The organism is Pseudooceanicola nanhaiensis (assembly GCF_020171315.1).
GTDB lineage: Bacteria > Pseudomonadota > Alphaproteobacteria > Rhodobacterales > Rhodobacteraceae > Pseudooceanicola > Pseudooceanicola nanhaiensis_A.
Genome location: NZ_JAIUZP010000001.1, coordinates 397,546 through 421,668 on the forward strand (window position 1 = coordinate 397,546; position 24,123 = coordinate 421,668).

The 24,123-nt window shown below is 68.2% G+C and carries 23 protein-coding genes and 1 tRNA gene; 12 read left to right on the plus strand and 12 right to left on the minus strand.

The annotated features are described in order from the left end of the window. Positions 1-202: 202 nt before the first annotated feature. The 4 genes from LCM32_RS01785 to LCM32_RS01800 form a co-directional block, all read right to left on the minus strand. Positions 203-670: a CYTH domain-containing protein gene (locus LCM32_RS01785; RefSeq protein WP_224819343.1), complete on the minus strand. Its 468-nt coding sequence runs from the start codon at positions 668-670 to the stop codon at positions 203-205. A 318-nt stretch (positions 671-988) separates the two neighbouring features. Continuing rightward, positions 989-1,063 (minus strand) — tRNA-Gln (locus LCM32_RS01790). Between the two features lie 106 nt (positions 1,064-1,169). After that, positions 1,170-2,528 carry a mechanosensitive ion channel family protein gene (locus tag LCM32_RS01795; protein ID WP_318246165.1) on the minus strand — a complete coding sequence of 453 codons (1,359 nt, stop codon included), beginning with the start codon at positions 2,526-2,528 and terminating at the stop codon, positions 1,170-1,172. Between the two features lie 142 nt (positions 2,529-2,670). Continuing rightward, positions 2,671-3,213, minus strand: coding sequence for an SH3 domain-containing protein (locus tag LCM32_RS01800; RefSeq protein ID WP_412070657.1), 543 nt, complete (start codon positions 3,211-3,213; stop codon positions 2,671-2,673). A 276-nt stretch (positions 3,214-3,489) separates the two neighbouring features. Between LCM32_RS01800 and LCM32_RS01805 the strand changes: the two genes are divergently transcribed. The 3 genes from LCM32_RS01805 to thpR are packed head-to-tail and all read left to right on the plus strand — an operon-like array spanning position 3,490 to position 5,847. Then, positions 3,490-4,476 carry a 2-hydroxyacid dehydrogenase gene (locus LCM32_RS01805; RefSeq protein WP_224819344.1) on the plus strand — a complete coding sequence of 329 codons (987 nt, stop codon included), beginning with the start codon at positions 3,490-3,492 and terminating at the stop codon, positions 4,474-4,476. 7 nt (positions 4,477-4,483) lie between these two features. Beyond that, complete coding sequence (locus tag LCM32_RS01810) at positions 4,484-5,293, plus strand: hypothetical protein (RefSeq protein WP_224819345.1); 810 nt, start codon at positions 4,484-4,486, stop codon at positions 5,291-5,293. After that, the gene (thpR, locus tag LCM32_RS01815) at positions 5,290-5,847 is read left to right on the plus strand and encodes an RNA 2',3'-cyclic phosphodiesterase (protein ID WP_224819346.1); all 558 of its coding nucleotides are present in this window, start codon (positions 5,290-5,292) and stop codon (positions 5,845-5,847) included. Before LCM32_RS01810 ends, thpR begins: the two co-directional genes overlap by 4 nt. A gap of 179 nt (positions 5,848-6,026) precedes the next feature. Here the strand turns inward: thpR and LCM32_RS01820 are convergent, their stop codons facing one another. From LCM32_RS01820 to LCM32_RS01835, 4 genes are all read right to left on the minus strand, one after another. Next, on the minus strand, positions 6,027-6,599 hold the full coding sequence (locus tag LCM32_RS01820) for a cob(I)yrinic acid a,c-diamide adenosyltransferase (protein ID WP_224819347.1): 573 nt from the start codon (positions 6,597-6,599) through the stop codon (positions 6,027-6,029). Positions 6,600-6,603: 4 nt separating this feature from the next. Then, the gene (locus tag LCM32_RS01825; protein WP_224819348.1) at positions 6,604-6,804 is read right to left on the minus strand and encodes a twin transmembrane helix small protein; all 201 of its coding nucleotides are present in this window, start codon (positions 6,802-6,804) and stop codon (positions 6,604-6,606) included. A gap of 93 nt (positions 6,805-6,897) precedes the next feature. After that, complete coding sequence (locus LCM32_RS01830; protein WP_224819349.1) at positions 6,898-7,725, minus strand: SDR family NAD(P)-dependent oxidoreductase; 828 nt, start codon at positions 7,723-7,725, stop codon at positions 6,898-6,900. Positions 7,726-7,933: 208 nt separating this feature from the next. After that, complete coding sequence (locus tag LCM32_RS01835) at positions 7,934-8,587, minus strand: SH3 domain-containing protein (protein ID WP_224819350.1); 654 nt, start codon at positions 8,585-8,587, stop codon at positions 7,934-7,936. A gap of 152 nt (positions 8,588-8,739) precedes the next feature. On the opposite strand from LCM32_RS01835, the gene LCM32_RS01840 reads away from it, so the two are divergent. The 8 genes from LCM32_RS01840 to LCM32_RS01875 all read left to right on the plus strand — a co-directional run bounded on the left by LCM32_RS01840 (position 8,740) and on the right by LCM32_RS01875 (position 18,056). Next, positions 8,740-11,061: a DNA topoisomerase IV subunit A gene (locus tag LCM32_RS01840; protein WP_224819351.1), complete on the plus strand. Its 2,322-nt coding sequence runs from the start codon at positions 8,740-8,742 to the stop codon at positions 11,059-11,061. 401 nt (positions 11,062-11,462) lie between these two features. Further along, a complete protein-coding gene (gene aroA / locus LCM32_RS01845) occupies positions 11,463-12,812 on the plus strand; it encodes a 3-phosphoshikimate 1-carboxyvinyltransferase (RefSeq protein WP_224819352.1) in 1,350 nt (449 codons plus the stop codon). A gap of 3 nt (positions 12,813-12,815) precedes the next feature. Next, positions 12,816-13,355 (plus strand): hypothetical protein, encoded by a 540-nt coding sequence (locus tag LCM32_RS01850; RefSeq protein ID WP_224819353.1) that lies wholly within the window; start codon positions 12,816-12,818, stop codon positions 13,353-13,355. A gap of 5 nt (positions 13,356-13,360) precedes the next feature. Then, a complete protein-coding gene (locus LCM32_RS01855; protein ID WP_263618072.1) occupies positions 13,361-13,972 on the plus strand; it encodes a (d)CMP kinase in 612 nt (203 codons plus the stop codon). A gap of 148 nt (positions 13,973-14,120) precedes the next feature. After that, entirely contained in the window at positions 14,121-15,599 is a 1,479-nt protein-coding gene (locus tag LCM32_RS01860; RefSeq protein ID WP_224819355.1) for a UbiA family prenyltransferase, read from the plus strand. Further along, positions 15,596-16,009: a GtrA family protein gene (locus LCM32_RS01865; RefSeq protein WP_224819356.1), complete on the plus strand. Its 414-nt coding sequence runs from the start codon at positions 15,596-15,598 to the stop codon at positions 16,007-16,009. Before LCM32_RS01860 ends, LCM32_RS01865 begins: the two co-directional genes overlap by 4 nt. Continuing rightward, positions 16,006-17,322 carry an FAD-binding oxidoreductase gene (locus LCM32_RS01870; RefSeq protein ID WP_224819357.1) on the plus strand — a complete coding sequence of 439 codons (1,317 nt, stop codon included), beginning with the start codon at positions 16,006-16,008 and terminating at the stop codon, positions 17,320-17,322. Before LCM32_RS01865 ends, LCM32_RS01870 begins: the two co-directional genes overlap by 4 nt. Continuing rightward, positions 17,319-18,056: an SDR family oxidoreductase gene (locus LCM32_RS01875; protein ID WP_224819358.1), complete on the plus strand. Its 738-nt coding sequence runs from the start codon at positions 17,319-17,321 to the stop codon at positions 18,054-18,056. Before LCM32_RS01870 ends, LCM32_RS01875 begins: the two co-directional genes overlap by 4 nt. A 73-nt stretch (positions 18,057-18,129) precedes the next feature. Here the strand turns inward: LCM32_RS01875 and LCM32_RS01880 are convergent, their stop codons facing one another. The 4 genes from LCM32_RS01880 to fsa form a co-directional block, all read right to left on the minus strand. Next, positions 18,130-18,822, minus strand: coding sequence for a CDP-alcohol phosphatidyltransferase family protein (locus LCM32_RS01880; RefSeq protein ID WP_224819359.1), 693 nt, complete (start codon positions 18,820-18,822; stop codon positions 18,130-18,132). Positions 18,823-18,866: 44 nt separating this feature from the next. Further along, positions 18,867-19,802 carry a tyrosine recombinase XerC gene (locus LCM32_RS01885; protein WP_224819360.1) on the minus strand — a complete coding sequence of 312 codons (936 nt, stop codon included), beginning with the start codon at positions 19,800-19,802 and terminating at the stop codon, positions 18,867-18,869. Further along, on the minus strand, positions 19,802-20,512 hold the full coding sequence (locus LCM32_RS01890; protein ID WP_224819361.1) for a DUF484 family protein: 711 nt from the start codon (positions 20,510-20,512) through the stop codon (positions 19,802-19,804). The genes LCM32_RS01885 and LCM32_RS01890 overlap by 1 nt, the downstream gene beginning before the upstream one ends. Positions 20,513-21,044: 532 nt before the next feature. Then, positions 21,045-21,698 carry a fructose-6-phosphate aldolase gene (gene fsa / locus LCM32_RS01895; protein ID WP_224819362.1) on the minus strand — a complete coding sequence of 218 codons (654 nt, stop codon included), beginning with the start codon at positions 21,696-21,698 and terminating at the stop codon, positions 21,045-21,047. Between the two features lie 90 nt (positions 21,699-21,788). Between fsa and LCM32_RS01900 the strand changes: the two genes are divergently transcribed. Next, positions 21,789-23,984: a primosomal protein N' gene (locus tag LCM32_RS01900; protein ID WP_224819363.1), complete on the plus strand. Its 2,196-nt coding sequence runs from the start codon at positions 21,789-21,791 to the stop codon at positions 23,982-23,984. Positions 23,985-24,123 lie beyond the last annotated feature (139 nt).

Here is a 24,123-nt window from a genome sequence, read left to right on the forward strand (position 1 = left end):
CGATTTGTTGCGCTTCTGGGCAAGATTTCAGGGGAATGCAAGGTGAGCACCGGGAATTCCCCGCTGGTTTCACTGGAAAAACCGGCGTTGCGCCATCGGGGTGATGGATACGCGGCTGTCGCCGGCGATGCCGGCGTCTGCCACTTGGCCTGACTGTGTGCCTGTAGGTGTGCCCGTCGGCGCGCGGTTCCCGGGCCCTGGCTCAGGCGGCGTTGGTTTCGCCGATCGCCATTACGCGGTTGCTGTAGGCCCGCTGTCCGGTCACTTCGCGTCCGAACCATGCGGGCGGTCGGAAGGCGCGGGCCTCGCTGACGCTGGTAAACTCCACCTCGACGGTCACGAGCGGCGCCTGCGGGCCCTGATAGATGTCGAGTTCGTACATCAGCCCGCCGGGGAGGGGGCCGGTGTGACGGACCTTGGAGATATGCCCCATGATGCCCGCCCAGAGGATCTCGAAGGCCTCGCGCCCGATCTCGGCCTCATATTCCCCGCGCACGAGGCCCGAGCCCGACTTGATCGTGGCGAGATACCGGTCGCCTCGCTGTCGCAGGCGCACCTCGCAGCTGTCGTCGGGGTGGGTGACATAACCCTGCCGGATCTGGGTGGCCGTGGCCTCCGAGAGGTCAGGCAGGCGGTCGACAAGGAATTTGCGTTCGATTTCAGTGGCCATGGGGCGGAGCCTCCCAAGGATGTCACGGGCGCAGGTGAGGACGGCGGGCGTGCTCTGGCCATCTTCCCCAGATTCCCGAAAAAGGAAACCGCAACCTTGCGCCGAAGCCGCCGCAGGCGGGTGCCTGCGACGAGATGCCCGCAAGCGCTCGCGGGTTGGACGTCGCGGTATCCGCGGGGCAGGGCGGGCGGTGGTGAAGAGTGTCGGGGGGCAGGTTTCCTGCGGGCGCGGCCTGCCGGCAGGCACGCAACGCGGGATACGACAAAGCCGCACAGGCCGAGGGCCGGTGGCGCTTTACGTTGTATTCTCAAGGAGAAGTGGCTGGGGTGGTAGGATTCGAACCTACGGTACACGGTACCAAAAACCGCTGCCTTACCGCTTGGCTACACCCCAACGTGGGGCGCTGATTACTCTGAGCCCGCGGGCGGTTCAAGCCCCATTTCGGAAAAAAGTCACACGCCCGGGCGGATTTTTTCGATGCGGTCCGGGTGCCCTCGGGTCATTCCGTAGGGGCCGCCGGATTCAACAGATCCTTGCCGCGCGACTCGCGCCGTTCGCCCTCCACGATCAGCTCGAGGTCGTGCTCGCTCTGGCCTTCGAGGTCGGACACCCCCGTGGACGCAACCCCTTCGGTGATCGGGGAGGGGGGCTGCGGCAGGCCGGGCCGCTCTGCCGGTGGGGCCGCCTCTGCCGGGGTGCCAGAGAGGAGGCGGAAGCCGGGCTCCGGCATGGCGATTCCCGCACCGGCATAGGCCAGCATCACCTGCCGGATCGCCTCGCCTTTGGCGGCAAGGAGGCCGGTCTGGGTCTGGTCGATCCAACCCTGAAACCGCAGGGTGATCGTGCTGTCGCCCGCTTCGTGCACATAGGCCGCCGGGGCCGGGGCCCACAGGGTGAAGGGCAGGGCGAGCAGCGTCTCCTCTCCCAGTTGGCGGGCCTGCGCGAGGTCGGTTTCCGGGGCCACGCCCAGATCGAAGCTGAACCGCCGTTCCATGTTGGTCGAGAAGTTCACGATGCGGCTTTTGAAGACGGTCGCGTTGGGAATGCGAATCTGGTTACCGTCGTAGGACAACAGAATCGTGGCGCGGCTGGTGAGGCGGATCACCTTGCCCTCGTCGCCGTTGATCTCCACCGCGTCATTGGGACGGAATGGCTGGCGCATGGAAAGCATGATCGAGGCGATGAAATTCTCGACCGTGTCCTTCACGGCAAAGGAGATGGCGAGGCCGATGATCCCCGCCGCCCCCAGAATCGTCGAAAGCAGGGCCGTCGCGCCCAGAATGTCGAGCGCCACGACGACACCCGCGACAGTGAAGGCCAGCCGGACGATCTGCCGGTAGATGTCGGCGATGAAGGCATTGGGGGCGATCCTGTCCCAGGGCTGCTTCATCCGCGCCAGCACGAACCCCGCGCCGAGGACGAGCAGGAAGGCCAGCGCCGCCACGGCCAGCAGCGGCAGGTAGGCGACCAGCTGCCAGAACCTCGCCGACATGCGCTGCACCGCCGGATCGAGCCTGCGCATCACGTCCGTTGTCTCGACCACCTCGTTGCGGATCGCCACCACGCCCTCGACCCGTGCGGCCAGCACGTTGAGGCGCGACAGGTCCTCGGACGTCAGGACAGAGCCGCGCAGCGTGACAATGCCGGAATTCACCGCGACGGTGACATCCTCGTAGCCCTCAAGCTCGTGCAGGATGTCCCGGATGCGCACCGCGATGGCGGCGTCCTGATCGGCGCTGTCGGTGACGGTGATGGTGCCCGAGGGCTGGCCGCTGTCCTGCGCGGCAAGCGGGGGCGCGACGCACAGCAGCAGGGCCAGAAGCGGCACCCACCGCAGACGCGGAAATCGCATCGGCATGAAAACGGGTCGTCCTTGTGCTCAAATGACTTTCCGTCAGGAGAGCATGGCCCGCCGCGCCAGACAATAGGGGCAACTGCGTATGGGGGAGGGCAGGCGCTGCCTGCCCGTCAGGCTGCCCTTCCGGCGGGCGCGACCTGCCTCAGTCGCGCACTTCGCCGGGGTCGACGCCCCAGAGGCCGGTCTTGTGGGTCCAGCCCTTGTAGCCGGAGACCGAGAGGCGGCACCACTCCGGGGTGCAATCGCCCAGCTTGGCGATCACGCCGTGTTCGAGCTTGGCCACCAGCGGGGCACTGTCGTTCGCCCGGCTGTGCAGCGCGATCTCGTCGGCCTCCACCAACACGGTGCGCACGCCGGACAGCAGCGAGTAATGCACCCAGCCGCCAAGGCCCTCGTGATCGCGGACCCGGCGCCAGTGGCCGAATTCCGCGGTGATCTCGAGCGGCTGGTCCTTGCGAAGATAGACCCAGTCGATCTTGTGGGTGCGCGACGGGCCGCGCCGGGCATTGCCCTTGCTGGCCTTCATGGAGACGTAGCGCGGGATCGGCAGGTTGGTGACCGGGCCGCGTTCGGGCTGGTCATGGCGCGGGCCGGCCTCGGGGATGAGCTGCCCGTCGGGAACGCGCAGGGCGAGGTCCTCGCTCTTCTCCCCTGCATCGGGGCCGGAGAGCACCGCAGGCCGCATCGGCGGACGGATGGAATCAATGGGGGCCGCATCCTGCGCGGGGCTGCCTGCGGCCGCGTCGGGGGCATCGGTATTCGCCTCGCCCATGCCGCCGGAGAGCGACAGGACGATGCCAAGCGCGATAGCGCCGGATCGTGAGAAGCGCATGGGAAGGCCTGTCCTTCTTCCTGCCCGAAATAATCTTGCTTTGCCTCTGCCGGGGTTCTTGTGCCCCGTGCTGTTCTGCGCCACTTTGCCCGTAACACGCCGCGATTGGAAGCTTGTGGGAGGGGCGGAATGCCATCTGAACGTCTGAGTGTTGTCGTTACGCGACGCTTGCCCGAGCGTGTCGAAGCCCGGATGAAGGAGCTTTTCGACGTACAGCTGGGTCCGGAGGATCGTCCGATGACCCGCGAAGAGCTTGTGCAGGCTGTCAAAACCGCTGACGTGCTGGTGCCGAACCTGCGCGACACGATCGACAGCGGGCTGCTGGCACAGGCCGGGCCCAACCTGCGGCTGATCGCCAACTATGGCGCCGGGGTCGATCACATTGACGTGGCCACCTGCCGTCAGCGCGGCATCCTCGTGTCCTACACGCCCGGCGTGGTGACCGAGGACACCGCCGACATGACCATGGCGCTGGTTCTGGCCGTCACCCGCCGCATCCCCGAGGGGCTGTCCCTGATGCAGAGCGGCGAGTGGGAGGGCTGGTCGCCCAACTCGATGCTGGGCGGGCGCATCGCGGGCCGCCGGATCGGCATCCTCGGGATGGGCCGCATCGGTCAGGCCGTGGCGCGCCGCGCCAATGCCTTCGGGATGCAGGTGCATTACCACAACCGCCGCCGCCTGCGCGAAGAGACCGAGCGCGCGCTCTCTGCGACCTACTGGGAGAGCCTCGACCAAATGGTCGCGCGGATGGATGTGCTGTCGATCAACTGCCCGCACACGCCCTCGACCTTCCACCTGATGAACGCCCGCCGTCTCAAGCTGATGAAGCCCGAGGCGGTGATCGTGAACACCTCCCGCGGGGAGGTGATCGACCAGAACGCCCTGACCCGGATGCTTCTGGCCGGTGAGATCGCGGGCGCGGGCCTCGACGTCTTCGAGAACGGCCGGGTCACCAACCCCGAGCTGAAGACCCTGCCCAACGTCGTCCTTCTGCCCCATATGGGTTCGGCCACCGTCGAGGGGCGGCTGGAGATGGGCGAGAAGGTGATCATCAACATCAAGACCTTCGCCGACGGCCACCGCCCGCCGGATCAGGTCGTTCCCGGTATCCTGTGAAGACGCCATGAACCGATTTTTCTCGGGCTTCGGGTCGCTGCTTGCAGCGGCCCTTTGTCTTTTCCTCGCCCTCACGCCCAAGGTGAACCCGCTGACCACGCAGGCGCAGGCCTTCCAGCGCGACATCGCGGTGGCCAGCGGCGCGACCTATATCTCGCTGCGCGCGATCAATGCTGCGCTCTCCTTCGCGCAGGAGGTCGAGGTCGGCGCGACGCTGGGGGTCTCGGCCAACGTGCAGCCGCTGAAGTGGCTGGAGCCGGTGGACGACACGGTCGAGCGGGTCTCGGGCCTCGTCTTTGCCGTGGCGGTGCTGACGGGCGTGCTGTCGATGTCCATGGGGCCGGTGGCGGCGGTGGGTTTCCTGCTGCTGGCGCTTGGCCTGCTGGGGCGATCGACCTGCGAGGCGACGGGCGGCTGGCACCGGGCGCCGGGGCCGTTCCGGCGCGCCTGTGGCGGCTGCGGGGGGCTGGGCTTTGCCATGGCGATCGGCGTGCCGCTGGCCTTCGTGCTGGGCATCTGGGGCGGCGAGGTCCTGACCGCCGATGCCTGGGCGCAGGCCCACGCGGTGCTGGAGCGGATCGGCGGCGAGGCAGAGCAGCTGATCGGCACCGCCGATCTGGCCGAGGAACGCAGCTGGCGCGAGGCGATCACCGCCTATACCAACGCGGCGCAGAGCTTCTGGGACAATGCCGATGACCTGCTCGATGCCTCGCTGACGATCACCGGCATCTTCCTGCTGCGGATGATCGTGCTGCCCTCGCTGGCGCTGCTGGCGGTGCTGCGGTTGGTGAAGCACCTCTTCGGCGGGGCGACGTGAGGCTTTTCCTCGCGCTTCAGCTGCCGGAGGCGGCGCAGGGCGAGCTGGATCGCGTGATGGGCGACCTCGGTGCCGGGCGGCTGATGCTGCCCGAGACCTATCACATCACGCTCTCCTTCCTCGGCGATCAGACCGAGGCGGCGGCCGAGGCCGTGCACGAGGAGATGGAGGGCCTTGCCTTCGATCCCTTCCCGCTGGCGCTGGAGAGTTTCGGCACCTTCGGCGACAGCCCCTTCGTCCTCTGGGCCGGGGTGGGGGAGAGCGCCGCGCTGACGGCGCTGCAACGGCAGGTGGCGGGCGCCGTGCGCCGTGCGGGCGTCGAGACCGAGCGGCGGCGCTTCCGGCCCCATGTAACCGCCGCGCGGTTCCGCAAACGGATGGGCCCGGACGAGGCCATGGCGCTGGACCTGTTCCTTGCCCGTAACGCGGCCTTCCGGGGCACGCCCTTCATGGTGGATCACGTGGCCTTCGTGCAATCGACCCGGCTGTCGGACCGGGCTGTGCACGAGGTGCTGGCCCGCTACCCGGACGGGGACGAGGCGGACGGGGACTGAGCGGAGGGGCTCAGCGCACCCGGGGCAGCGCAGGCGACATTGCGCGCCATCTTGCGGGACGGGTTCAGGCATTGGGGACACGAAGGGCGCGCCGAACGCGCCGCTTCGCGAGGCAACCACCGCCGCGGCAGGGGCGGTCGCCGAAATGGCGGAGGCGGTGATCACCGCCTCCATGATCCTCAGCGGTTCGCGCCGGGCACCCAGAGCACGTCCTGCGCCCCGTTGTCATTCGCTACGCGGCTGGCGACGAAGAACCAGTCCGACAGGCGGTTGAGGTATTTCACCGCCACCGGGTTGCAGCCCTCGTCCGCCATCAGCGCCACGGTCAGCCGTTCGGCCCGGCGGCAGACGGTGCGGCACAGGTGCAGATGCGCGGCCAGCGCCGAGCCGCCCGGCAGGACGAAGCTGCGCAGCGGCGAGAGGTTGGCGTTCATCGCGTCGATCTCGGCTTCCAGCCGGTCGACCTGGCTCTGGACGGCGCGCAGGGGCGTGTACTCCGCCTCGCCGTCCTTCTCCATGTTCGGGCGGCAGAGGTCCGCGCCAAGGTCGAAGAGGTCGTTCGAGATCCGCTCCAGAGCCTTGTCCATCTCGCCCTCGGAATGGAGGCGGGCCATGCCGACGGTGGCATTCGTCTCGTCCACGGTGCCATAGGCCTCGACCCGGACCGAGGGTTTCGGCACCCGGCTGCCATCGCCAAGCGCGGTGTCCCCGGCGTCGCCGCCGCGGGTGTAGATCCTGTTCAGTACGACCAAAGTATTACCCCTTGCTGCGCAGCCAGACGATCAGAACGATCACCGCCACGGCCACGAATTGCGCGATCACCCGCGCCTGCATCAGTTTGTTGGATTTCTTCCCGTCATTCTTGCCGGTGACGAAGCCGCCGATGCCGGTGAAGAGAATGCCCACCACCACCGCAACCGCGATGACGATGAGGAAAAAGAGCGGGTCCCGGGCCATGCGCCTCTCCCTGTTGAACGCCTGCGTCCCTTCGCATGAAGACGCACTGGGGCACAGCCGCCAGATCGGCGCAGGCCCTCCCATGGGCGCACCCTAGCCCTTTGCGAGCAGCCAGTCCAACGCCCGCGTCGGCAGCAGCCGGCGCAGCGTCCCCATCGCGTGGGTCGGGAAGGTAACGTAGTAGCGTGCTTTCGGCCGGGGCGCGTCCAGCGCGCGGGCCAGCACCTCGGTCACGGCAGAAGCGGGCAGTTCGAACCGGTCGGGCCCGCGCTCTTCGTAGAGCCGTTTCAACAGCTTGGCGCGGTATTGCTCAGCCCGGGGGGAGGCTTCCCAGTCGATCCACTTTTCGAAATGCGGGATCGAGTTGGCCCGGATGCGCGAGGTGATCGGCCCCGGCTCCAGCAGGATGACCTCGATCGGCGTGTCGCGCATCTCGACCCGCAGGGTATCGGTCAGCCCCTCCATCGCGAATTTCGACGACACATAGGCCGAGCGCCACGGCGCCGTCACCAGCCCCAGCACGGAGGAGCAGTTCACGATCCGACCGTGGCCCTGCCGCCGCATCACCGGGATCACCCGCGTGGTCAGCTCGTGCGGGCCGAAGAGGTTGGCCTCGAAGACACTGCGCAGCCCGTCACGGGGCAGGTCCTCGTTGGCGCCGGGCAGGGCGAAGGCCCCGTTGTTATAGAGCGCATCCAGCGTGCCGCCGGTCGCGGCGAGCACCTGATCGAGCGCCGCCGCGATCGAGGCGCTGTCGGCATAGTCGAGCTGCGGGCTCTCCAGTCCTTCGGCGCGCAGGCGGACGCAATCCTCTTCCTTGCGGCAGGAGGCGAAGACGCGCCAGCCCCGGGCCTTGAGCCCATGGGCCGCGTCATATCCGATGCCCGAGGAGCATCCGGTGATCAGGATCGAACGTGTCATGCAGCGGTGATGCCCGCTGTGCAGCCTCGGGGCAATGGGCAGGGGCACCGCGCGACGGGAAAAGCGCGCCCTGCCCGCCAAGCGGGCAGGGTGGGCCCGCAGGGGCGGCAGCGCCGGGGCTAAACGGACGGGGACCTAGCAAGCAGGGATCAAGAAAAAGGCCCTGCACATGGCAGGGCCCTAACCGGAAACGCGATGGAGTCGGGTGTCAGTCAGCGGCGCTGACCAGATACTCGGCCATCCAGCCGATGCTGTTGCCGTTCATCGACTTCAGCTTCACCCAGCCGTTGCCCGGCTGTTGCAGCACCTCGACCTCGTCACCACGGCTCAGCGAGGTCAGCACGTTGTAGTTGGTGCCCGGACCCATGCGGAGGTTCACGCGGTTGCCGCTGACGGTGCGGATGTCGCGGCCGGCTGCTGCGGGTTCGGCTGCGGCCTCGCCACCTTCGGGGCGCAGGGCGGAGCCCATGCCGGTCTCGTCGAAGACGACGGCGGAAATGGTCGCGCGGGGCAGGTCCGCGACCGAGGGGTCGAGCTTGGCAAGGATGTCGCGCTTGGGCGCCTCGATCGGCTCTGCCATCACCTTGGTCGGTGCGATTCTGGTGGTGGTCGCGACGGCAGGGGTGGGGGTCAGGACGGCCTCGTTCGCGGCAGCGACGGCAGGCATCACCTGGGCCGAGGAATCGGCGGCCTGGGCGGCGGCAATGAACCCGCCCGAGGGCTTCGGCTCGGCCTGCGGCAGGCTCGTGGTAGAGACCGGGGCCTCGGCCAGCTGGGCGCCGGGAACGAAATCTTCCCCCCCGCTCAGCTCATAAAAAGCCCAGGACAGGATAAAGAGCGTCGAAAGTATGAACTTGTGCATAACGTGTCTCCGTGGCGGCAGCTGTGGGGAGAACGACTTGAAATTGAATAGGTTCCATCCTAACGCGATTCTTGCTTTCGGGGCAGTTGGCAATATTGCCCACGTGATCTGTCGTCTTTACGACTCTCACAGGCATAGGTATCACATCATCTATGAGCGATACCGTCGATGACCCCAACATGAGCCCCCGAGATCTGGCCGAGCCGCTGCGCCGCGCCATTGGGGAACGCTACCTGACCTATGCCCTGTCCACGATCATGAACCGGGCGCTGCCCGATGCGCGCGACGGGCTCAAGCCGGTGCATCGGCGGATTCTCTACGCGATGCGCGAACTTCGGCTCAGCCCGACAAGCCGGTTCCGGAAGTCCTCCAAGATCTCCGGCGACGTGATGGGGAACTACCACCCGCACGGCGATGCGGCGATCTACGACGCCATGGCGCGCCTCGCGCAGGACTTCAACGTCCGCTACCCGCTGGTGGACGGGCAGGGCAACTTCGGCAACATCGACGGCGACAACCCGGCCGCCAGCCGATACACCGAGGCCCGGCTGACTGCCGTGGCCGAGATGATGATGGAAGGCCTGACCGAGAACGCGGTCGACTTCCGCGCCAACTACGACGGCACGCTGGAAGAGCCGGTGGTTCTGCCCGCCGCCTTCCCCAACCTGCTGGCCAACGGCTCCTCCGGGATCGCCGTGGGCATGGCCACGAACATCCCGCCGCACAATATCGCCGAGCTCTGCGATGCCTGCCTGCATCTGATCAAGACGCCGGATGCACGCGACGACACGCTGCTGAACTTCATTCCCGGGCCCGACTTCCCCACCGGCGGCACGCTGGTGGAGCCGCCCGAGTCCATCGCCCAGTCCTATCGCACCGGGCGCGGCTCGTTCCGCCTACGCTCCAAGTGGGAGGTCGAGGACCTCGGCCGCGGCCAGTGGCAGATCGTCGTCACCGAGATCCCCTACCAGGTCCAGAAGTCGAAGCTGATCGAGAAGATCGCCGAGCTGATCCAGACCAAGAAGATCCCGATCCTCGCCGACATCCGGGACGAGAGCGCCGACGACATCCGCATGGTGCTGGAGCCGCGCACGCGGACCGTGGACCCCGAGGTCCTGATGTCCATGCTGTTCCGGAACTCCGACCTCGAGGTGAAGTTCTCGCTCAACATGAACGTGCTGATCGACGGGCTGACGCCCAAGGTCTGCTCGCTCAAGGAGGTGCTGCGCGCCTTCCTCGACCATCGCCGCGACGTGCTGCTGCGCCGCTCGCAGCACCGGCTGGAGAAGATCGACCACCGGCTCGAAGTGCTGGAAGGCTTCATCATCGCCTTCCTGAACCTCGACCGGGTGATCGACATCATCCGCTACGACGAGGATCCCAAGCGCGCCCTGATGGCCGAGGACTGGGACCGCAAGGTGGCCCGCGCCACCTCCGAGACGGATTACGTCTCGCCCCTCGCCGGTGGCCCGGTGGCGGAGGAAGACCAGGGCCTCACCGAGGTGCAGGCCGAGGCGATCCTCAACATGCGCCTGCGCTCGCTGCGCCGTCTCGAGGAGATGGAGCTGATCCGCGAGCGTGACGAACTGATGGCCGAACGCGCCACCCTCGAGGACCTGCTGGAAAACGAGGACGTGCAATGGGCCCGGATCTCGGACCAGATGCGCGAGGTGAAGAAGACCTTCGGCCGCAACACGCCGCTCGGCGCGCGCCGCACCGTCCTCTCCGAGGCGGTGGAGGTCGAGGAGGTCCCGCTCGAGGCGATGATCGACCGCGAGCCGATCACCGTGGTCTGCTCGCAGATGGGCTGGATCCGCGCCATGAAGGGCCATATCGCCCTCGACCAGGAGATGAAGTTCAAGGACGGCGACGGCCCGCGCTTCGCCTTCCACGCGGAGACGACCGACCGGCTGCTGGTCTTCGGCTCCAACGGGCGGTTCTACACGGTCTCCGCGGCGAACCTGCCCGGCGGCCGCGGTATGGGCGAGCCCCTGCGCCTGATGGTCGACCTGCCCAACGAGGCCGAGATCGTCGACATGTTCGCCCATGTCCCGGGCCGCCGCCTGCTGGTGGCTTCCACCGCCGGGGACGGTTTCGTGGTGCCGGAAGAGGACGTGCTGGCCCAGACCCGCTCGGGCAAGCAGGTGCTCAACGTGAAGGACAAGGTCCGGGCGCTGCTCTGCAAGCCGGTCTCGGGCGACACGGTCGCCTGCGTCGGCGAGAACCGCAAGGTGCTGGTCTTCCCGGTCGCCGAACTGCCCGAGATGGGCCGCGGCAAGGGCGTGCGCCTTCAGGCCTACCGCGACGGCGGCCTGTCGGATGCCACGACCTTCACGCTGGCCGACGGGCTCAGCTGGCACGACCCCGCGGGCCGCACCCGCACGGAAACCGACCTCGCGGAATGGGCAGGCAAACGCGCCTCCTCGGGCCGGATGGCGCCGCGCGGCTTCCCCCGCGACAACAAGTTCAACTGAACCGTCACATGATCCGACAGGGGCCCCACGGGGCCCCTTCTTCTGTCCGGCACATCTCATCCACTGTTCCCAAATATCCTCGGGGGAGGGCGCGCAGCGCCCGGGGGCAGACAGCCCCCTCGGCGCTTTCCTCCGCGCCCCCCCCTCCGAGGTCTGGCACAACCGCTCCCCCCGAGCCGGAATTTTCGAAAACCCCGCCCCGTTTTCTTCGAAGAAAACGGACAGTCCCGCCACCGGGGCACCCGCCCTCCACCCGCGCCCAAGAATTTTAAGAAAAATTCTTGGGAAAAGTCTTTCAAAGACTTTTCCGTGCGACCGGTGGGGCCGGGCGCTCCACAGCGGCGTAGACGGCCCGGCGAGGCTGCGCTATCACCGGCGCGAACGACAGAAAGGCGCCTTCCATGTCCGGCCACGGTCCCAAGATCCCGATGACCTCGCACGCCTCCGGCCCGCTTTCGGGCGAGGCCCATGTGCCGGGCGACAAATCCATCAGCCACCGCTCGCTGATCCTCGGCGCGCTTTCCGTGGGCGAGACCCGGGTGACCGGCCTGCTGGAAGGGCAGGACGTTCTGGATACCGCCAAGGCGATGCAGGCCTTCGGCGCGCAGGTCGAACGCACCGAGGCAGGCGAATGGATCATCCAGGGCGTGGGCGTCGGCGGCTTTGCCGAGCCCGACCAGGTGATCGATTGCGGCAACTCGGGCACCGGGGTGCGGCTGATCATGGGCGCCATGGCGACCTCGCCGGTCACCGCCACCTTCACCGGGGACGCCAGCCTCAACAAGCGCCCCATGGCGCGGGTGACCGATCCGCTCGCGCTTTTCGGGGCGCAGGCCATGGGCCGCTCGGGCGGGCGGCTGCCCATGACGATCCAGGGCGCGGCCGATCCGATGCCGGTGCGCTACGTGGTGCCCGTGCCCTCGGCGCAGGTGAAATCCGCGGTGTTGCTGGCGGCGCTGAACGCCCCCGGCCAGACCGTCGTGATCGAGAAGGAAGCCACCCGCGACCATACCGAGCGGATGCTGGCAGGCTTCGGCGCCGAGATCACCACCGAGGTGACCGAGGAAGGCCGCGTCATCACCCTCACCGGCCAGCCGGAGCTGACCGGCCAGACCATCGTCGTGCCGCGCGATCCCTCCTCGGCCGCCTTCCCGGTCTGTGCCGCGCTGATCGTGCCCGGCTCGGACGTGCTGGTGCCCAACATCGGGCTCAACCCCACCCGCGCTGGCCTCTTCGAGACGCTGCGCGACATGGGTGCGGACCTGACCTACGAAAACCCGCGCGAAGAGGGCGGCGAACCCGTCGCCGATCTGCGCGCGCGCTATTCGCCGAACATGAAGGGCATCTCGGTGCCGCCCGAACGCGCCGCCTCGATGATCGACGAATACCCGATCCTCTCCGTCGTGGCCGCCTGCGCCACCGGCGTGACCGAGATGACCGGCGTCAAGGAACTGCGGGTCAAGGAAAGCGACCGGATCGACGCCATGGCCCGCGGCCTGCGGGCCTGCGGCGTGCAGGTCAAGGACGGCCCCGACTGGTGGAGCGTCGAGGGCATGGGGGCGGGCAACGTCCCCGGCGGCGCCACCTGCGAGACCTTCCTCGACCACCGCATCGCCATGTCCTTCCTCTGCCTCGGCATGGCCTCCAAGGCGCCGGTCACGGTGGATGACGGCACGGCCATCGCCACCTCCTTCCCGATCTTCGGCCCGCTGATGACCCAGCTCGGCGCCAAGATCGACACCGCGGGCTGAGCCTTGCTGCGCTGGAACCGCATCCGCTTCCTCGGCGAGGCGCTGGTGGTGCTGGCGCTGCTCGCGGCGGCCAATGTCTTCTGGACCGTGCCGCATCTGTCGCCGGTGGTGGAGGGGATCACCCTGCGCCCCTTCGACATGCGCCTCGGGCGCTATGATGCCGACGACGCGCGGATGTACCTGCGCGCGCTTGGCCCCGAGGGGATTTCCTTCTACCGCAACGTGCAGCTGACGCTGGACCTCTTCCTGCCGGCCGCCATCTTTACCGCGGCGGCGCTCGCGGCGCGGGCCTTCTATGCCCGCCCTATCCGCCGCGCCGTGATCTGCCTTGCCATCGCGGCGGCGGGGGCGGACTACCTCGAAAATGCCGCGCTGGCGCACCTGCTGGAAATGGGCCCGGCAGAGCTGACCTCCGGCATCGTGGACCCGGCCTCGGTGCTGACGCGGATCAAGCTGGTGCTCTACCTGCTGACGGCGCTGGCGCTGCTGCCCGGCGCGCTGCTGTCGGCGGGCGAGGCCTTCGACAAGTGGAGACAATCGTGACCGACCTGACCCCTTTCACCATCGCCATCGACGGGCCTGCCGCCGCGGGCAAGGGCACGATCTCCAAGGCCGTGGCGGAACGTCTCGGCGTCGCGCATCTGGACACCGGGCTGCTCTACCGCGCCACCGGCAAGCGCGTGACACTGGGGGAGGCGCCGCTGGAGGCCGCCGAGAAGCTGACCGCCGAGGACCTCAAGGCGACTGACCTGCGCACCCCCGCCGTGGCACAGGCCGCCTCCCGCGTGGCCTCGATCCCCGAGGTGCGTGCGGCGCTGGTGGATTTCCAGCGCGCCTTTGCCCGCCGTGCGGGCGGGGCCGTTCTGGACGGGCGCGACATCGGCACGGTGATCTGCCCCGAGGCCGAGGTGAAGCTCTTCGTCACCGCCTCCGACGCCGTCCGCGCCGGGCGCCGCTACCGCGAACTGATCGCGGGCGGCCACGCGGTGACCGAGGAGGAGGTGCTGGCCGACCTGCGCGAACGCGATGCCCGTGACAGCGAACGCGACACGGCCCCGCTGCGGCCCGCCGAGGATGCCGTCGTGCTGGACACCTCCGAGATGGAGATCGAGGCCGCCGTGGCCGAGGCCCTGCGCCTGATCGCCGCCCGCCGCGGCTGATCCCGGCGAAAGTGCCGAAAAAGGAAAGCAAAACGGGCCTCTCGGGGCCCGTTTTCGTTGTTTGAACCGGCAGGCTCGTCTATCCTGACAAGGCAGGGCCACAATCGGCAGATAGACCGGGCCCGCATGGCGAGAGCAGGAGCCAGACATGAACGCGACGACACCCGCGACGTCTCCGCTGGAGGCGACCCGCGCGGCGGAAGCCATTCCGCCGGTGGTGCTGGTCTGTGATCTGGACGGCACGCTGATCCGCTCCGACATGCTGGACGAGACCTTCTGGGCCGCGCTTTCGGTCGACTGGCGCAGTTTCTTCGGGGCGGTGGGCGCACTGGCCCGGGGGCGTGCCGCGCTCAAGGCCTATCTCGCGGGCCGTGTCGACGTCGACCCCGCCACCTTGCCCTACGTCGCGCCTGTGCTGGAACGCCTGCGCGCACATCGCGCGGCGGGCGGGCGCACGGCGCTGGTGACGGCGGCGGATGCACAGGTGGCGCAGGCCATCGCCGATCACCTCGGCCTCTTCGACGAGGTCCATGGCTCGGACGGCACGAACAACCTCAAGGGCCCGGCCAAGGCGGCCTTCCTCGCCGATCATTTCGGGGCAGGGGCCTATGACTACATCGGCGATGCCCCGGCCGACCTGCCGGTCTGGGCGGGCGCGCGCGCAGCGGTGACCGTCGGCGCCGATCCCGCGCTCAGGGCCCGCGTCGTGACGCAGGGCGGGCCGGTGACCCATATCGACCAGCCCCAGCCCGGCGCGCGTCTGGCGCTGAAGGCGATGCGCCCGCACCAGTGGCTGAAGAACGTGCTGATCTTCCTGCCGCTGCTGGCGGCCCATGCGCTGTCCCTCACGACGCTGGTGCAGACGCTGCTGGCCTTCGCCTGCTTCAGCCTGACCGCCTCGGGCGTCTACGTGCTGAACGACCTGCTCGACCTCTCCGCCGACCGCGCGCATCCGCGCAAGCGCCGCAGGCCCTTCGCCTCGGGTGACCTGCCGCTGCGCCGGGGCATGGCGCTGATGCCCGCGCTCTTCGGCGCGGCCTTGCTGATCGCGCTGCTGCTGGGGCCGCTCTTCCTTGCGGTGATGCTGGTCTATTTCGTCACCACCATGGCCTATTCCATGTGGCTCAAGCGGCGCGCGGTGATCGATATCTGCGTGCTGGCCGGTCTCTATACCCTGCGCATCGTCGCGGGCGGGGCGGCGGCGGACATTCCGCTCTCGGTCTGGCTGCTGGCCTTCTCGACCTTCTTCTTCTTCTCCCTCGCTGCGGTGAAGCGGCAGGCAGAGCTGCGCGACACGCTGATGGCGGGCGGCGAGAAGGCGGCGGGACGCGGCTACGAGGTGGGCGACCTCGAGATCGTGACCATGATGGCGCTCGCCTCGGGCTACGTCGCGGTGCTGGTGATGACGCTCTACGTCAACGCGCCCAATGTCACCGCGCTCTATACCGCGCCGCAGGCGCTCTGGGGCATCTGCGCGGTGCTGCTCTACTGGATCAGCCGCATGGTGATGCTGACGCATAGGGGCCGGATGCATGACGATCCGGTCGTCTTCGCCGCCACCGACCGGGTAAGCCAGATCTCCTTCCTTGCCTGCCTTGCCTTCTTCATCGCCGGGGCGCAGCTGTGAGCGGGCTGCGGCTGGTCGCGGTCTATGCCGCCTTCGCGGTGCTGGCGACGCTGGCCAACCTTGCCGCGCAGCGCGCGGTGCTGGGGCTGACCGGGCCATGGGGCTACTGGGCGGCCCTGATCACCGGCACCGGTATCGGGCTGGTGGTGAAATACCTCCTCGACAAGCGCTACATCTTCGTCGACCGCGCCACGGGGCTGGCGGCGCATTCGAAACGGTTCTCGCTCTACACCCTCATGGGGGTCGCCACGACGGCGATCTTCTGGGGGTTGGAGAGCCTCTTCTGGTACCTCTTCGCCACCGATACCGCGCGGGAGGCGGGGGCGATCCTCGGCCTCGCCATCGGCTACGTGGTGAAATACCGGCTCGACCGGGCCTATGTCTTCACCTCCGACCGGAGGCTGGCATGAGGCGCGAACTCTCTGGCTGGGGCCGCGTCCCCCGCACCGACTGCGCGGTGATTGCCCCCCGGGACGAGGCCGCCCTGCGTGCTGCCATCGCCACCGGCCCGGTGATCGCGCGCGGCAACGGGCGCGCCTATGGCGATGCCGCCACCCAGAGCCGCGGCACGATCGAGATGCGCCATTTCAACCGCCTCCTCGCCTTCGATCCCGAGACCGGGCAGGTGGAGGCGGAGGCCGGTGTCCTGCTGGCCGACCTGATCGAGGCCTTCCTGCCGCGCGGCTGGTTTCCATGGGTCACGCCGGGCACCAAGTTCGTCACCCTCGGCGGGGCCATTGCGGCCGATGTGCATGGCAAGAACCACCGCCGCGACGGGGCATTCCGCAGCTGCCTCGACTGGGTCGAGGTGATGCAGCAGGACGGCAGCGTGGTGCGGGCCGAACCGGGCGATGACCTCTTCGAATGGACCGTTGGCGGCATGGGGCTGACCGGGGTGATCCTGCGGGCGGGCCTTCGGCTGCGCCCGGTGTCCACCGGCTGGATCCGCCAGCAGATGGTGCCCGCCCCCGATCTCGCCACGGCGATGGAGGTCTTCGAGCGCGACACCGGCACCTATGCGGTGGCGTGGTTCGATTGCCTCGGGCAGGGGGCCAGCCTGGGGCGGTCGCTGGTCATGCTGGGCGATCACGCCACGCCCGAGGACCTGGGCGAGGCACAGCGCGCAGCCCCCTTCAACATCCCGCGCCGGCGGCGGCTGAAGGTGCCGATGGATGCGCCTGCCTTTGCGCTCAACCGCTTCACGCTCAAGGCCTTCAACGCGCTCTACTGGCGGGCGGGCCTGCGCAAGGCGGGCGAGAGCCTCGTGGACTGGGACAGTTACTTCTACCCGCTCGACACGATTGACGAGTGGAACCGCATTTATGGCCGCCCCGGTTTCGCGCAGTTCCAATGCGTGCTGCCGCTGGCGACCGCCCGGCCCGGGCTGGAGGCGCTGCTCAAGGCGATCTCCGCCTCGGGGCAGGGCTCCTTCCTCGCCGTGCTGAAACGGCTGGGCGCACAGGAAAGCCGCTTCTCCTTCCCGATGGAGGGCTACACGCTGGCGCTCGACTTCCCCGTCTCGCCCAAGGCGCTGCAGCTGCTGGAGCGGCTGGACGCGATCACCGTGGATCACGGCGGGCGGTTCTACCTCGCCAAGGACAGCCGGCTGCGGTCGGATACATTGCGCGCCAGCGACCCGCGGGTCGGCGCCTTCGTCGAGATGCGCGAAACCGGGCCGCGCTATCGCTTCGCCTCCGGGCAGTCGGAAAGGATCGGCATATGAGCAACGGAACCCTCCTCGTCCTCGGCGGGCGGTCTGACATCGGGCTGGCCACAGCGCGGGCCTTCGCAGCTGCGGGCTGGGACGTGCAACTGGCCGCCCGCGACGCCGCGACGCTGGAGCCGGAGGCCCGCGACATCGCCCTGCGCCACGGGGTCACCGCGACCTGTCACGAGATGGACGCCACCGACCTCGACAGTCACGCCGCCTTCTATGACGCGCTCAGCCCCTTCCCGCAGGTGGTCGTCTGCGCCGTGGGCGCGCTTGGCGATCAGGCGCGGGACGAGGCCGATGTCGCCTCTGCCACCGCCGTGATGCGCGCGAATTTCGAGGGCCCTGCCAGTCTGCTGGCCCATGCCGCCAACCGGATGGAGGGATCGGGCACCAGCACGATCGTCGGCATCTCCTCCGTCGCGGGCGACCGGGGCCGGGCGTCGAACTACATCTACGGCAGCGCCAAGGCGGGGTTCACCGCCTACCTCTCGGGGTTGCGCAACCGGATGACCGGCAAGGGCGTCCACGTGGTGACGGTGAAACCCGGCTTCGTGGCAACCCGCATGACCGAGGGCATGGACCTGCCGCCCGCGCTGACCGCCACGCCCGAGGCGCTCGGACAGGCGATCTTCACCGCCGTCGCCAAGCAGCGTGACGTGGTCTACGTCAAGCCGATCTGGCGCCTCGTCATGGCGGTGATCCGGGCGATCCCCGAGGCGCTCTTCAAGAAGATGTCGATCTGAACCCGCGAGACGACAAAGGGGGCCGCGGCCCCCTTCTTCATCTTTCCCGAAATACTCAGATCCGACCCCGCGGTCAGCGCCGCGCGGGGATGATCTGCTGCGCGATCCCGGCAAAGAGCAGGTAGATCGAGGTCAGCAGCAGCCCGTAGTGGGCCCAGCTGTCGGGGTGGAAATCCACCCATGCGGCCCAGCCGGCGAAGAAGGTCCAGATCAGGGCGATGGGCAGCGAGAGCGTGCGCCAGCGGGCGGTGCGGACGGGGTGGATGAACTTCAGCGGCACGAACATTGCCACCGCCAGAACCGTCACGATGCTCAGGATCACCCAGAAGTTCGGCGCCCAGGCAAAGAGCACCAGCACCAGCATGTTCCAGCAGCCCGGGAAGCCCGAGAAGGAATTGTCCTTGGTCTTCATCCGCGTGTCCGCGAAATACATGGCCGAGGCGAAGGTGATGACGATGATCGCGATCCAGCCCGTCCAGCCCGGCAGCAGGTCGCTCTTGAAGAGCGCGAAGGCCGGGATGAAGACATAGGTCAGGTAGTCGATGATCAGATCCAGCAGCACCCCGTCGAAGGTGGCCGCGTTCTTCTTCACGTCGTACTTGCGCGCCAGCGGCCCGTCGATCCCGTCGACGAAGAAGGCGACGACCAGCCACAGGAACATGAGCGACCATTTCCCGTCCACGGCGGCCAGCATGGCCAGCATGGCAAAGACGGCGCCGGTTGCAGTGAGAAGATGGACGGAGAGGGCTTTGGCATGCAATGTCATCCGCTCGTCATGAAGCATCATGCGGCACGTTGCAACGCCCGTGATCAGCTGTCCTGCGATTGCGCGCGCGGGTGGGCGGCGCGGTAGACCTCCATCAGCCGTGCGGCGTCCACGGCCGTATAGGCCTGCGTGGTCGAGAGGCTGGCATGGCCCAGCAATTCTTGGATCGCGCGCAGATCCCCGCCCGCGTTCAGCAGGTGGGTGGCAAAGCTGTGGCGCATGGCGTGCGGTGTGGCCGAGGCAGGCAGGCCCAGTTGCGCCCGCGACCGTTCCATTGCCTTCTGGATCGCCCGCGGGTTCAGCGCCCCGCCGCGGGTGCCGCGAAAGAGCGGCTGGCCGGGCTCCGCCGGGAAGGGGCAGAGCGTCACGTAATGGTCCACCGCCTCGCGGGCGGCCGCCAGCAGGGGCACGATCCGCTCCTTGCCGCCCTTGCCGGTGATCCGCAGGCTACGCCCCAGCGGCAGCACGTCCCCGGTCAGCGACAGCGCCTCGGAGATCCGCAGCCCGCAGCCGTAGAGCAGCGTCACCACCGCCATGTCGCGGGCCGAGATCCAGCGGTCCTCGCTCTGCATGCCGACCGTCTCGATCATGTCGCGGGCGGCGTCCTCGGGCAGGGGGCGGGGCAGCTTGCGCTGGTACTTCGGGGCGCGGGCAGAGAGGACGGCGGTCGGGTCGAAGCCCTCCCGCTCGGCAAGGTAGCGGTAGAAGGTCTTCACCGAGGAGAGCTTGCGCGCCATGGAACGCGCGCCGATGCCATGGCCCCGGGTGAAGGCCATCCAGCTGCGCATGTCCGAGACGGTGACCTGCATCAGCGGGCCGATCCCCTGTGCCGAGCCCTTGTGATCCCCCATGAAGGCGAGGAACTCGGCCACGTCACGCTGGTAGGCCTCGATGGTGTTCTCGGCCGCGCCCTTCAGCGCGCGCTCTGCGTCGATCCAGCCTTGCAGCGCGTCGCGGGCGGCGGGCGAGATCAGCGCCATCAGTTCAGCCAGCGGCGCATGGTCCGTTCGAAGACACCGGCGAAGAAGGAGAGCAGGTCTGTCCCCTGCTGGGGCGTGAACTGGTGCGGATCCTCGGAGCCCATGACCAGCATGCCTGGCAGGCGGCCGCGCCCGAAGTCGAGCCTGAGGCAGGCCTCGGAGCGCACGAAATCGGCCAGCTCGCCATAGATTTCCGGGTTGCCGGCCTGGATCTGGCGCAGGGTGACCTGCCGGGCGGGGACGTTGCGCCCGCCCTCGATGTAATCGCCCACGAAGCCGACCTGCACCACGCGCAGCACGTTGCCCAGCCGGTTCACGACCGGGTCGTCGTCGGTCTGCACGCTTTCCAGCACTAGGTGGATGTTGTCGACGCCGAGGATCTCGGCCACTTCGCCGCCAAGGCCGCGCAGGAAGGTCTCGAATTCCATCGGGTCCAGCATGCGCAGCAGGGCGCGGTGGACCTGGTTGGTGCCGGCGAGGTTCTCGTAAGCCGCCGCGATGACCGAGCGGTGGGTGTCTTCCAGCCGGTCGAGCCGGGCCTCCAGCCGCTCCATCGCGATGCCGCGCAGGTCGATGATATTGCCGCCCATGGCCTTTTCATTGGCCGCGACGAGGGCGCGCATCACGTCCTGATCATCGAGAATGACATCGGGTTCCGCGATGATCTTCGCGCGCAATTCGTCTTCGATCTTGGGTTGGCTGCTGCTCATGGACCGCTCGTTTCGTCTTTTTCTGAAGAATAGCAGAGCGATTCCGTCAATGCTTCCCTTTTCTGGACCGAAAGGGCGGAAATGCGCCCATGGGTGGTGCGGAGGAGTCACGGGTTGGCGGAGGAGTTGTGAAGGACAAGCGCGAGGGGATGCCCGACGGCGCCTTGAGACCTCGAGGCCGGTCTCGCAATCCGTCCGTCCTCTCGCTGTTCTATCGACACGACCAAGCCTCTCAAAAAAGCACCTGTATCCTGTCCCCTCGGAATGTCCCGCCCGGCCGAGAGGCCGGGCAGCGCCGACCCGCCCCCCTGGGGCGGCGCTATTGCGCCCCCCCGCGGGTCGGCGCTGCCCTCCGTTCAAGCCGGAGAGGTGTCATTCCGCGGCAGGATTGAGCGTGGCGCAATACATCTGGGCAAGCCGGAGCCAGACCAGACTTGTCTGAAGCACACCCTTGGTCCTCAGCCCCGTGAGCGACCCAACGAAAAAGGGCCACGCCAAAGGCGCGGCCCTTCAAACCTCAATGCGACCCGTCTTACAGGATCGACTGACCGGTCTTTGCCCAGTCCTTCATGAAGGCATCCAGCCCCTTGTCGGTCAGCGGGTGGCTGGCCAGCGACTTGATCACGGAGGGCGGTGCGGTGATCACGTCCGCGCCGATCAGCGCGCTCTGGGTCACGTGGTTCACGGTCCGGATCGAGGCCGCGAGGATCTGCGTCTCGAAGCCGAAGTTGTCGTAGATCGTGCGGATGTCCTGGATCAGGTCCATGCCGTCGAGGTTGATGTCATCGAGCCGCCCGATGAAGGGCGAGATGAAGGTCGCACCCGCCTTGGCGGCCAGCAGTGCCTGGTTGGCCGAGAAGCAGAGCGTCACGTTGACCATCCGGCCCTCGTCCGACAGCACCTTGCAGGTCTTCAGACCGGCCCAGGTCAGCGGCACTTTCACCGCGATGTTGTCGGCGATCTCGGCCAGCTTGCGGCCTTCGGCGATCATCGCGTCCGCGTCCAGTGCCACCACCTCTGCGCTGACCGGGCCGTCCACGATGCCGCAGATCTCCTTGGTCACCTCGAGGATGTCGCGGCCCGATTTCAGGATCAGCGAGGGGTTGGTGGTGACACCGTCCACCATGCCCAGATCGTTCAGTTCACGGATCGCATCCACATCCGCGGTATCGACAAAGAATTTCATAGCAGCCCCTCCGCCGGGTTTGACTTTCTCGCCCCGCCTTTAGCGCATAGTGTGGCCTCCCGAAACCCCCTCACCGCCCGGGAGCGACAGGTGGACCAGCCCGAATTCTTCGCCGAAGGCGCGCTCGTCAACGTGCTGACGACGCAACCGCTTGACCGCACGCTGGATTACCGCGCGCCCGAAGGGGGCTGCGCTCAGGGCGCCTACGTGCAGGTGCCGTTGGGGCCGCGGCAGGTGCTGGGCGTGGTCTGGGGGCCGGGACGGGGCGATTTCGACTACGCCAAGATCCGCCCCGTGACCCGGGTCCTGAACGTCGCCCCGATGCGGGACGAGCTGCGCGAGTTCCTGATCCGCGCCGGGGAATACACGCTGACGCCGATCGACTCGATGCTGCGGTTGGCGACCCGCGCGCCGGGGCTCTCCGATCCGCCCTCGATGCAGAAGGTCTATCGCCTGGGCGACCAGACGCCCGACCGGATGACCGATGCCCGTACCCGCGTGCTGGCGGTGCTGGAGGAATACGGCGGGCTTGCCTTCACGCTGAAGGAGCTGGCCGACATGGCCGGCACCTCCTCCTCGGTGGTCAAGGGCCTCGTCACACAGGGCGCCGTGCTGGAAGAGGCCACGCCCCGTGACACGCCCTATCCGGCGCTTGACCTCGACCGCTCCGGCAAGCCGCTGACCGGGGATCAGGAGAACGCGGCCACCCGCCTGCGGGCGGGCCTCCAGTCCGAAAGCTATGGCACCACGCTGCTGCGCGGCGTCACCGGCTCGGGCAAGACCGAGGTCTACCTCGAAGCGGTGGCCGAATGCCTCAAGCTCGGCCGGCAGGCTCTCGTGCTGCTGCCCGAGATTGCGCTGACCGCAGAGTTCCTGACCCGGGTCGAGGCCCGCTTCGGCGCCCGGCCCGCGGAATGGCACTCCGGCGTCACGATGACCGAACGGCGCCGGGCGTGGAAGATGGTGGGGCAGGGCGGCGCGCAGCTGGTGGTGGGCGCCCGCTCCGCGCTCTTCCTGCCGTTCCGCGACCTCGGCCTTATCGTCGTCGACGAGGAACACGACAATTCCTACAAGCAGGAGGACGGCTCGCTCTACAATGCCCGCGACATGGCGGTGCTGCGGGCCGCGATCTGCGGGGCGCGGGTCGTGCTGGCCTCCGCCACGCCCAGCCTCGAAAGCTGGGCCAATGCCGAGGCGGGCAAGTACGAGCGCATCGACATGACCGACCGCTTCGGTCCCGCGATCCTGCCCGACATGTCCGCGATCGACATGCGCTCCGAGGCGATGAGCTCGGGCAAGTGGATCTCGCCCTCGCTGCAAGGCGAGGTCCGCCAGCGGATGGAGAAGGGGGAGCAGGCGCTTCTCTTCCTCAACCGCCGCGGCTATGCGCCCGTGACCCTCTGCCGGGCCTGCGGCGAGCAGATCGAATGCGAGCATTGCTCCGCCTCCATGGTGGAGCACCGCTTCCTCAAGCGCCTCGTCTGCCACCAGTGCGGCGAAAGCCGCCCGATGCCGGAGAAATGCCCCTCCTGCGAGGCGGAAGGTACGCTGGCGCCCATCGGCCCCGGCGTCGAACGCCTCGCCGAAGAGGCGGCGGAGCTCTTCCCCGACGCCCGCATCGCCACGCTCTCGTCGGACCTCTTCGGCTCGGCCCGCGCGCTGAAGGCAGGGATCGAGGCCATCGCCCAGGGCGGCGCCGACATCATCATCGGCACCCAGCTGGTGGCCAAGGGGCACAACTTCCCGCTGCTTACGCTGGTGGGCGTCATCGACGCCGACCTCGGCCTGCAGGGCTCCGACCTGCGCGCGGCGGAACGCACCTTCCAGCTGATGCGCCAGGTCGCAGGCCGCGCCGGGCGGTCCGAACGCAAGGGCGCGGCCCTCCTGCAAACCTACCAGCCCGAGCATCCGGTGATCCGCGCCATCCTCGACGGAGACGAGGAAAGCTTCTGGCAGGCCGAGGCCGACCAGCGCCGCGCCGCCGGCATGCCGCCCTACGGCCGCCTCGCGGGTATCATCCTGTCCTCGCCCGATCCGCAGGCGCCGTTCCAGTTCGGCACCACGCTGGCCCGCCATGATGGCCCCCTGCGCGAGATCGGTGCCCAGCTCTTCGGCCCCGCTGCCGCCCCCATCGCCCGCATCCGCGGTCGTCACCGCGTCCGCCTGCTGGTGAAGGCCCCCAAGGGCGCGCCCCTGCAACAGGCGATCACGAAATGGCTCGCTCCCGCGCGCCTGCCCAAGGACATGCGCCTCGCGGTCGATATCGATCCGCAGAGCTTCTACTGACCATCTTTCGCTCGGAAATATCCCCGGGGGGACTGGCCCCGCCGGGGGCCAGGGGGGCAGGCAGCCCCCGGGAAAAGTCTTTCAGAAAGACTTTTCCCAAGAATTCTCCTTAAAATTCTTGTTCGCCCACACAGCCAAC

Excerpts from the sequence above, each read along its gene's own strand:
- LCM32_RS01795 (WP_318246165.1), bottom strand. The coding sequence starts at position 2,528 with ATGCCGATGCGATTTCCGCGTCTGCGGTGGGTGCCGCTTCTGGCCCTG.
- LCM32_RS01875 (WP_224819358.1), top strand. The coding sequence starts at position 17,319 with ATGAGCAACGGAACCCTCCTCGTCCTCGGCGGGCGGTCTGACATCGGG.
- aroA (WP_224819352.1), top strand. The coding sequence starts at position 11,463 with ATGTCCGGCCACGGTCCCAAGATCCCGATGACCTCGCACGCCTCCGGC.
- LCM32_RS01880 (WP_224819359.1), bottom strand. The coding sequence starts at position 18,822 with ATGACATTGCATGCCAAAGCCCTCTCCGTCCATCTTCTCACTGCAACC.
- LCM32_RS01810 (WP_224819345.1), top strand. The coding sequence starts at position 4,484 with ATGAACCGATTTTTCTCGGGCTTCGGGTCGCTGCTTGCAGCGGCCCTT.
- LCM32_RS01860 (WP_224819355.1), top strand. The coding sequence starts at position 14,121 with ATGAACGCGACGACACCCGCGACGTCTCCGCTGGAGGCGACCCGCGCG.
- LCM32_RS01830 (WP_224819349.1), bottom strand. The coding sequence starts at position 7,725 with ATGACACGTTCGATCCTGATCACCGGATGCTCCTCGGGCATCGGATAT.
- LCM32_RS01785 (WP_224819343.1), bottom strand. The coding sequence starts at position 670 with ATGGCCACTGAAATCGAACGCAAATTCCTTGTCGACCGCCTGCCTGAC.
- LCM32_RS01885 (WP_224819360.1), bottom strand. The coding sequence starts at position 19,802 with ATGGCGCTGATCTCGCCCGCCGCCCGCGACGCGCTGCAAGGCTGGATC.
- LCM32_RS01825 (WP_224819348.1), bottom strand. The coding sequence starts at position 6,804 with ATGGCCCGGGACCCGCTCTTTTTCCTCATCGTCATCGCGGTTGCGGTG.
- LCM32_RS01890 (WP_224819361.1), bottom strand. The coding sequence starts at position 20,512 with ATGAGCAGCAGCCAACCCAAGATCGAAGACGAATTGCGCGCGAAGATC.
- LCM32_RS01835 (WP_224819350.1), bottom strand. The coding sequence starts at position 8,587 with ATGCACAAGTTCATACTTTCGACGCTCTTTATCCTGTCCTGGGCTTTT.
- LCM32_RS01840 (WP_224819351.1), top strand. The coding sequence starts at position 8,740 with ATGAGCGATACCGTCGATGACCCCAACATGAGCCCCCGAGATCTGGCC.
- LCM32_RS01800 (WP_412070657.1), bottom strand. The coding sequence starts at position 3,213 with ATGCGGCCTGCGGTGCTCTCCGGCCCCGATGCAGGGGAGAAGAGCGAG.
- LCM32_RS01870 (WP_224819357.1), top strand. The coding sequence starts at position 16,006 with ATGAGGCGCGAACTCTCTGGCTGGGGCCGCGTCCCCCGCACCGACTGC.
- LCM32_RS01805 (WP_224819344.1), top strand. The coding sequence starts at position 3,490 with ATGCCATCTGAACGTCTGAGTGTTGTCGTTACGCGACGCTTGCCCGAG.
- fsa (WP_224819362.1), bottom strand. The coding sequence starts at position 21,698 with ATGAAATTCTTTGTCGATACCGCGGATGTGGATGCGATCCGTGAACTG.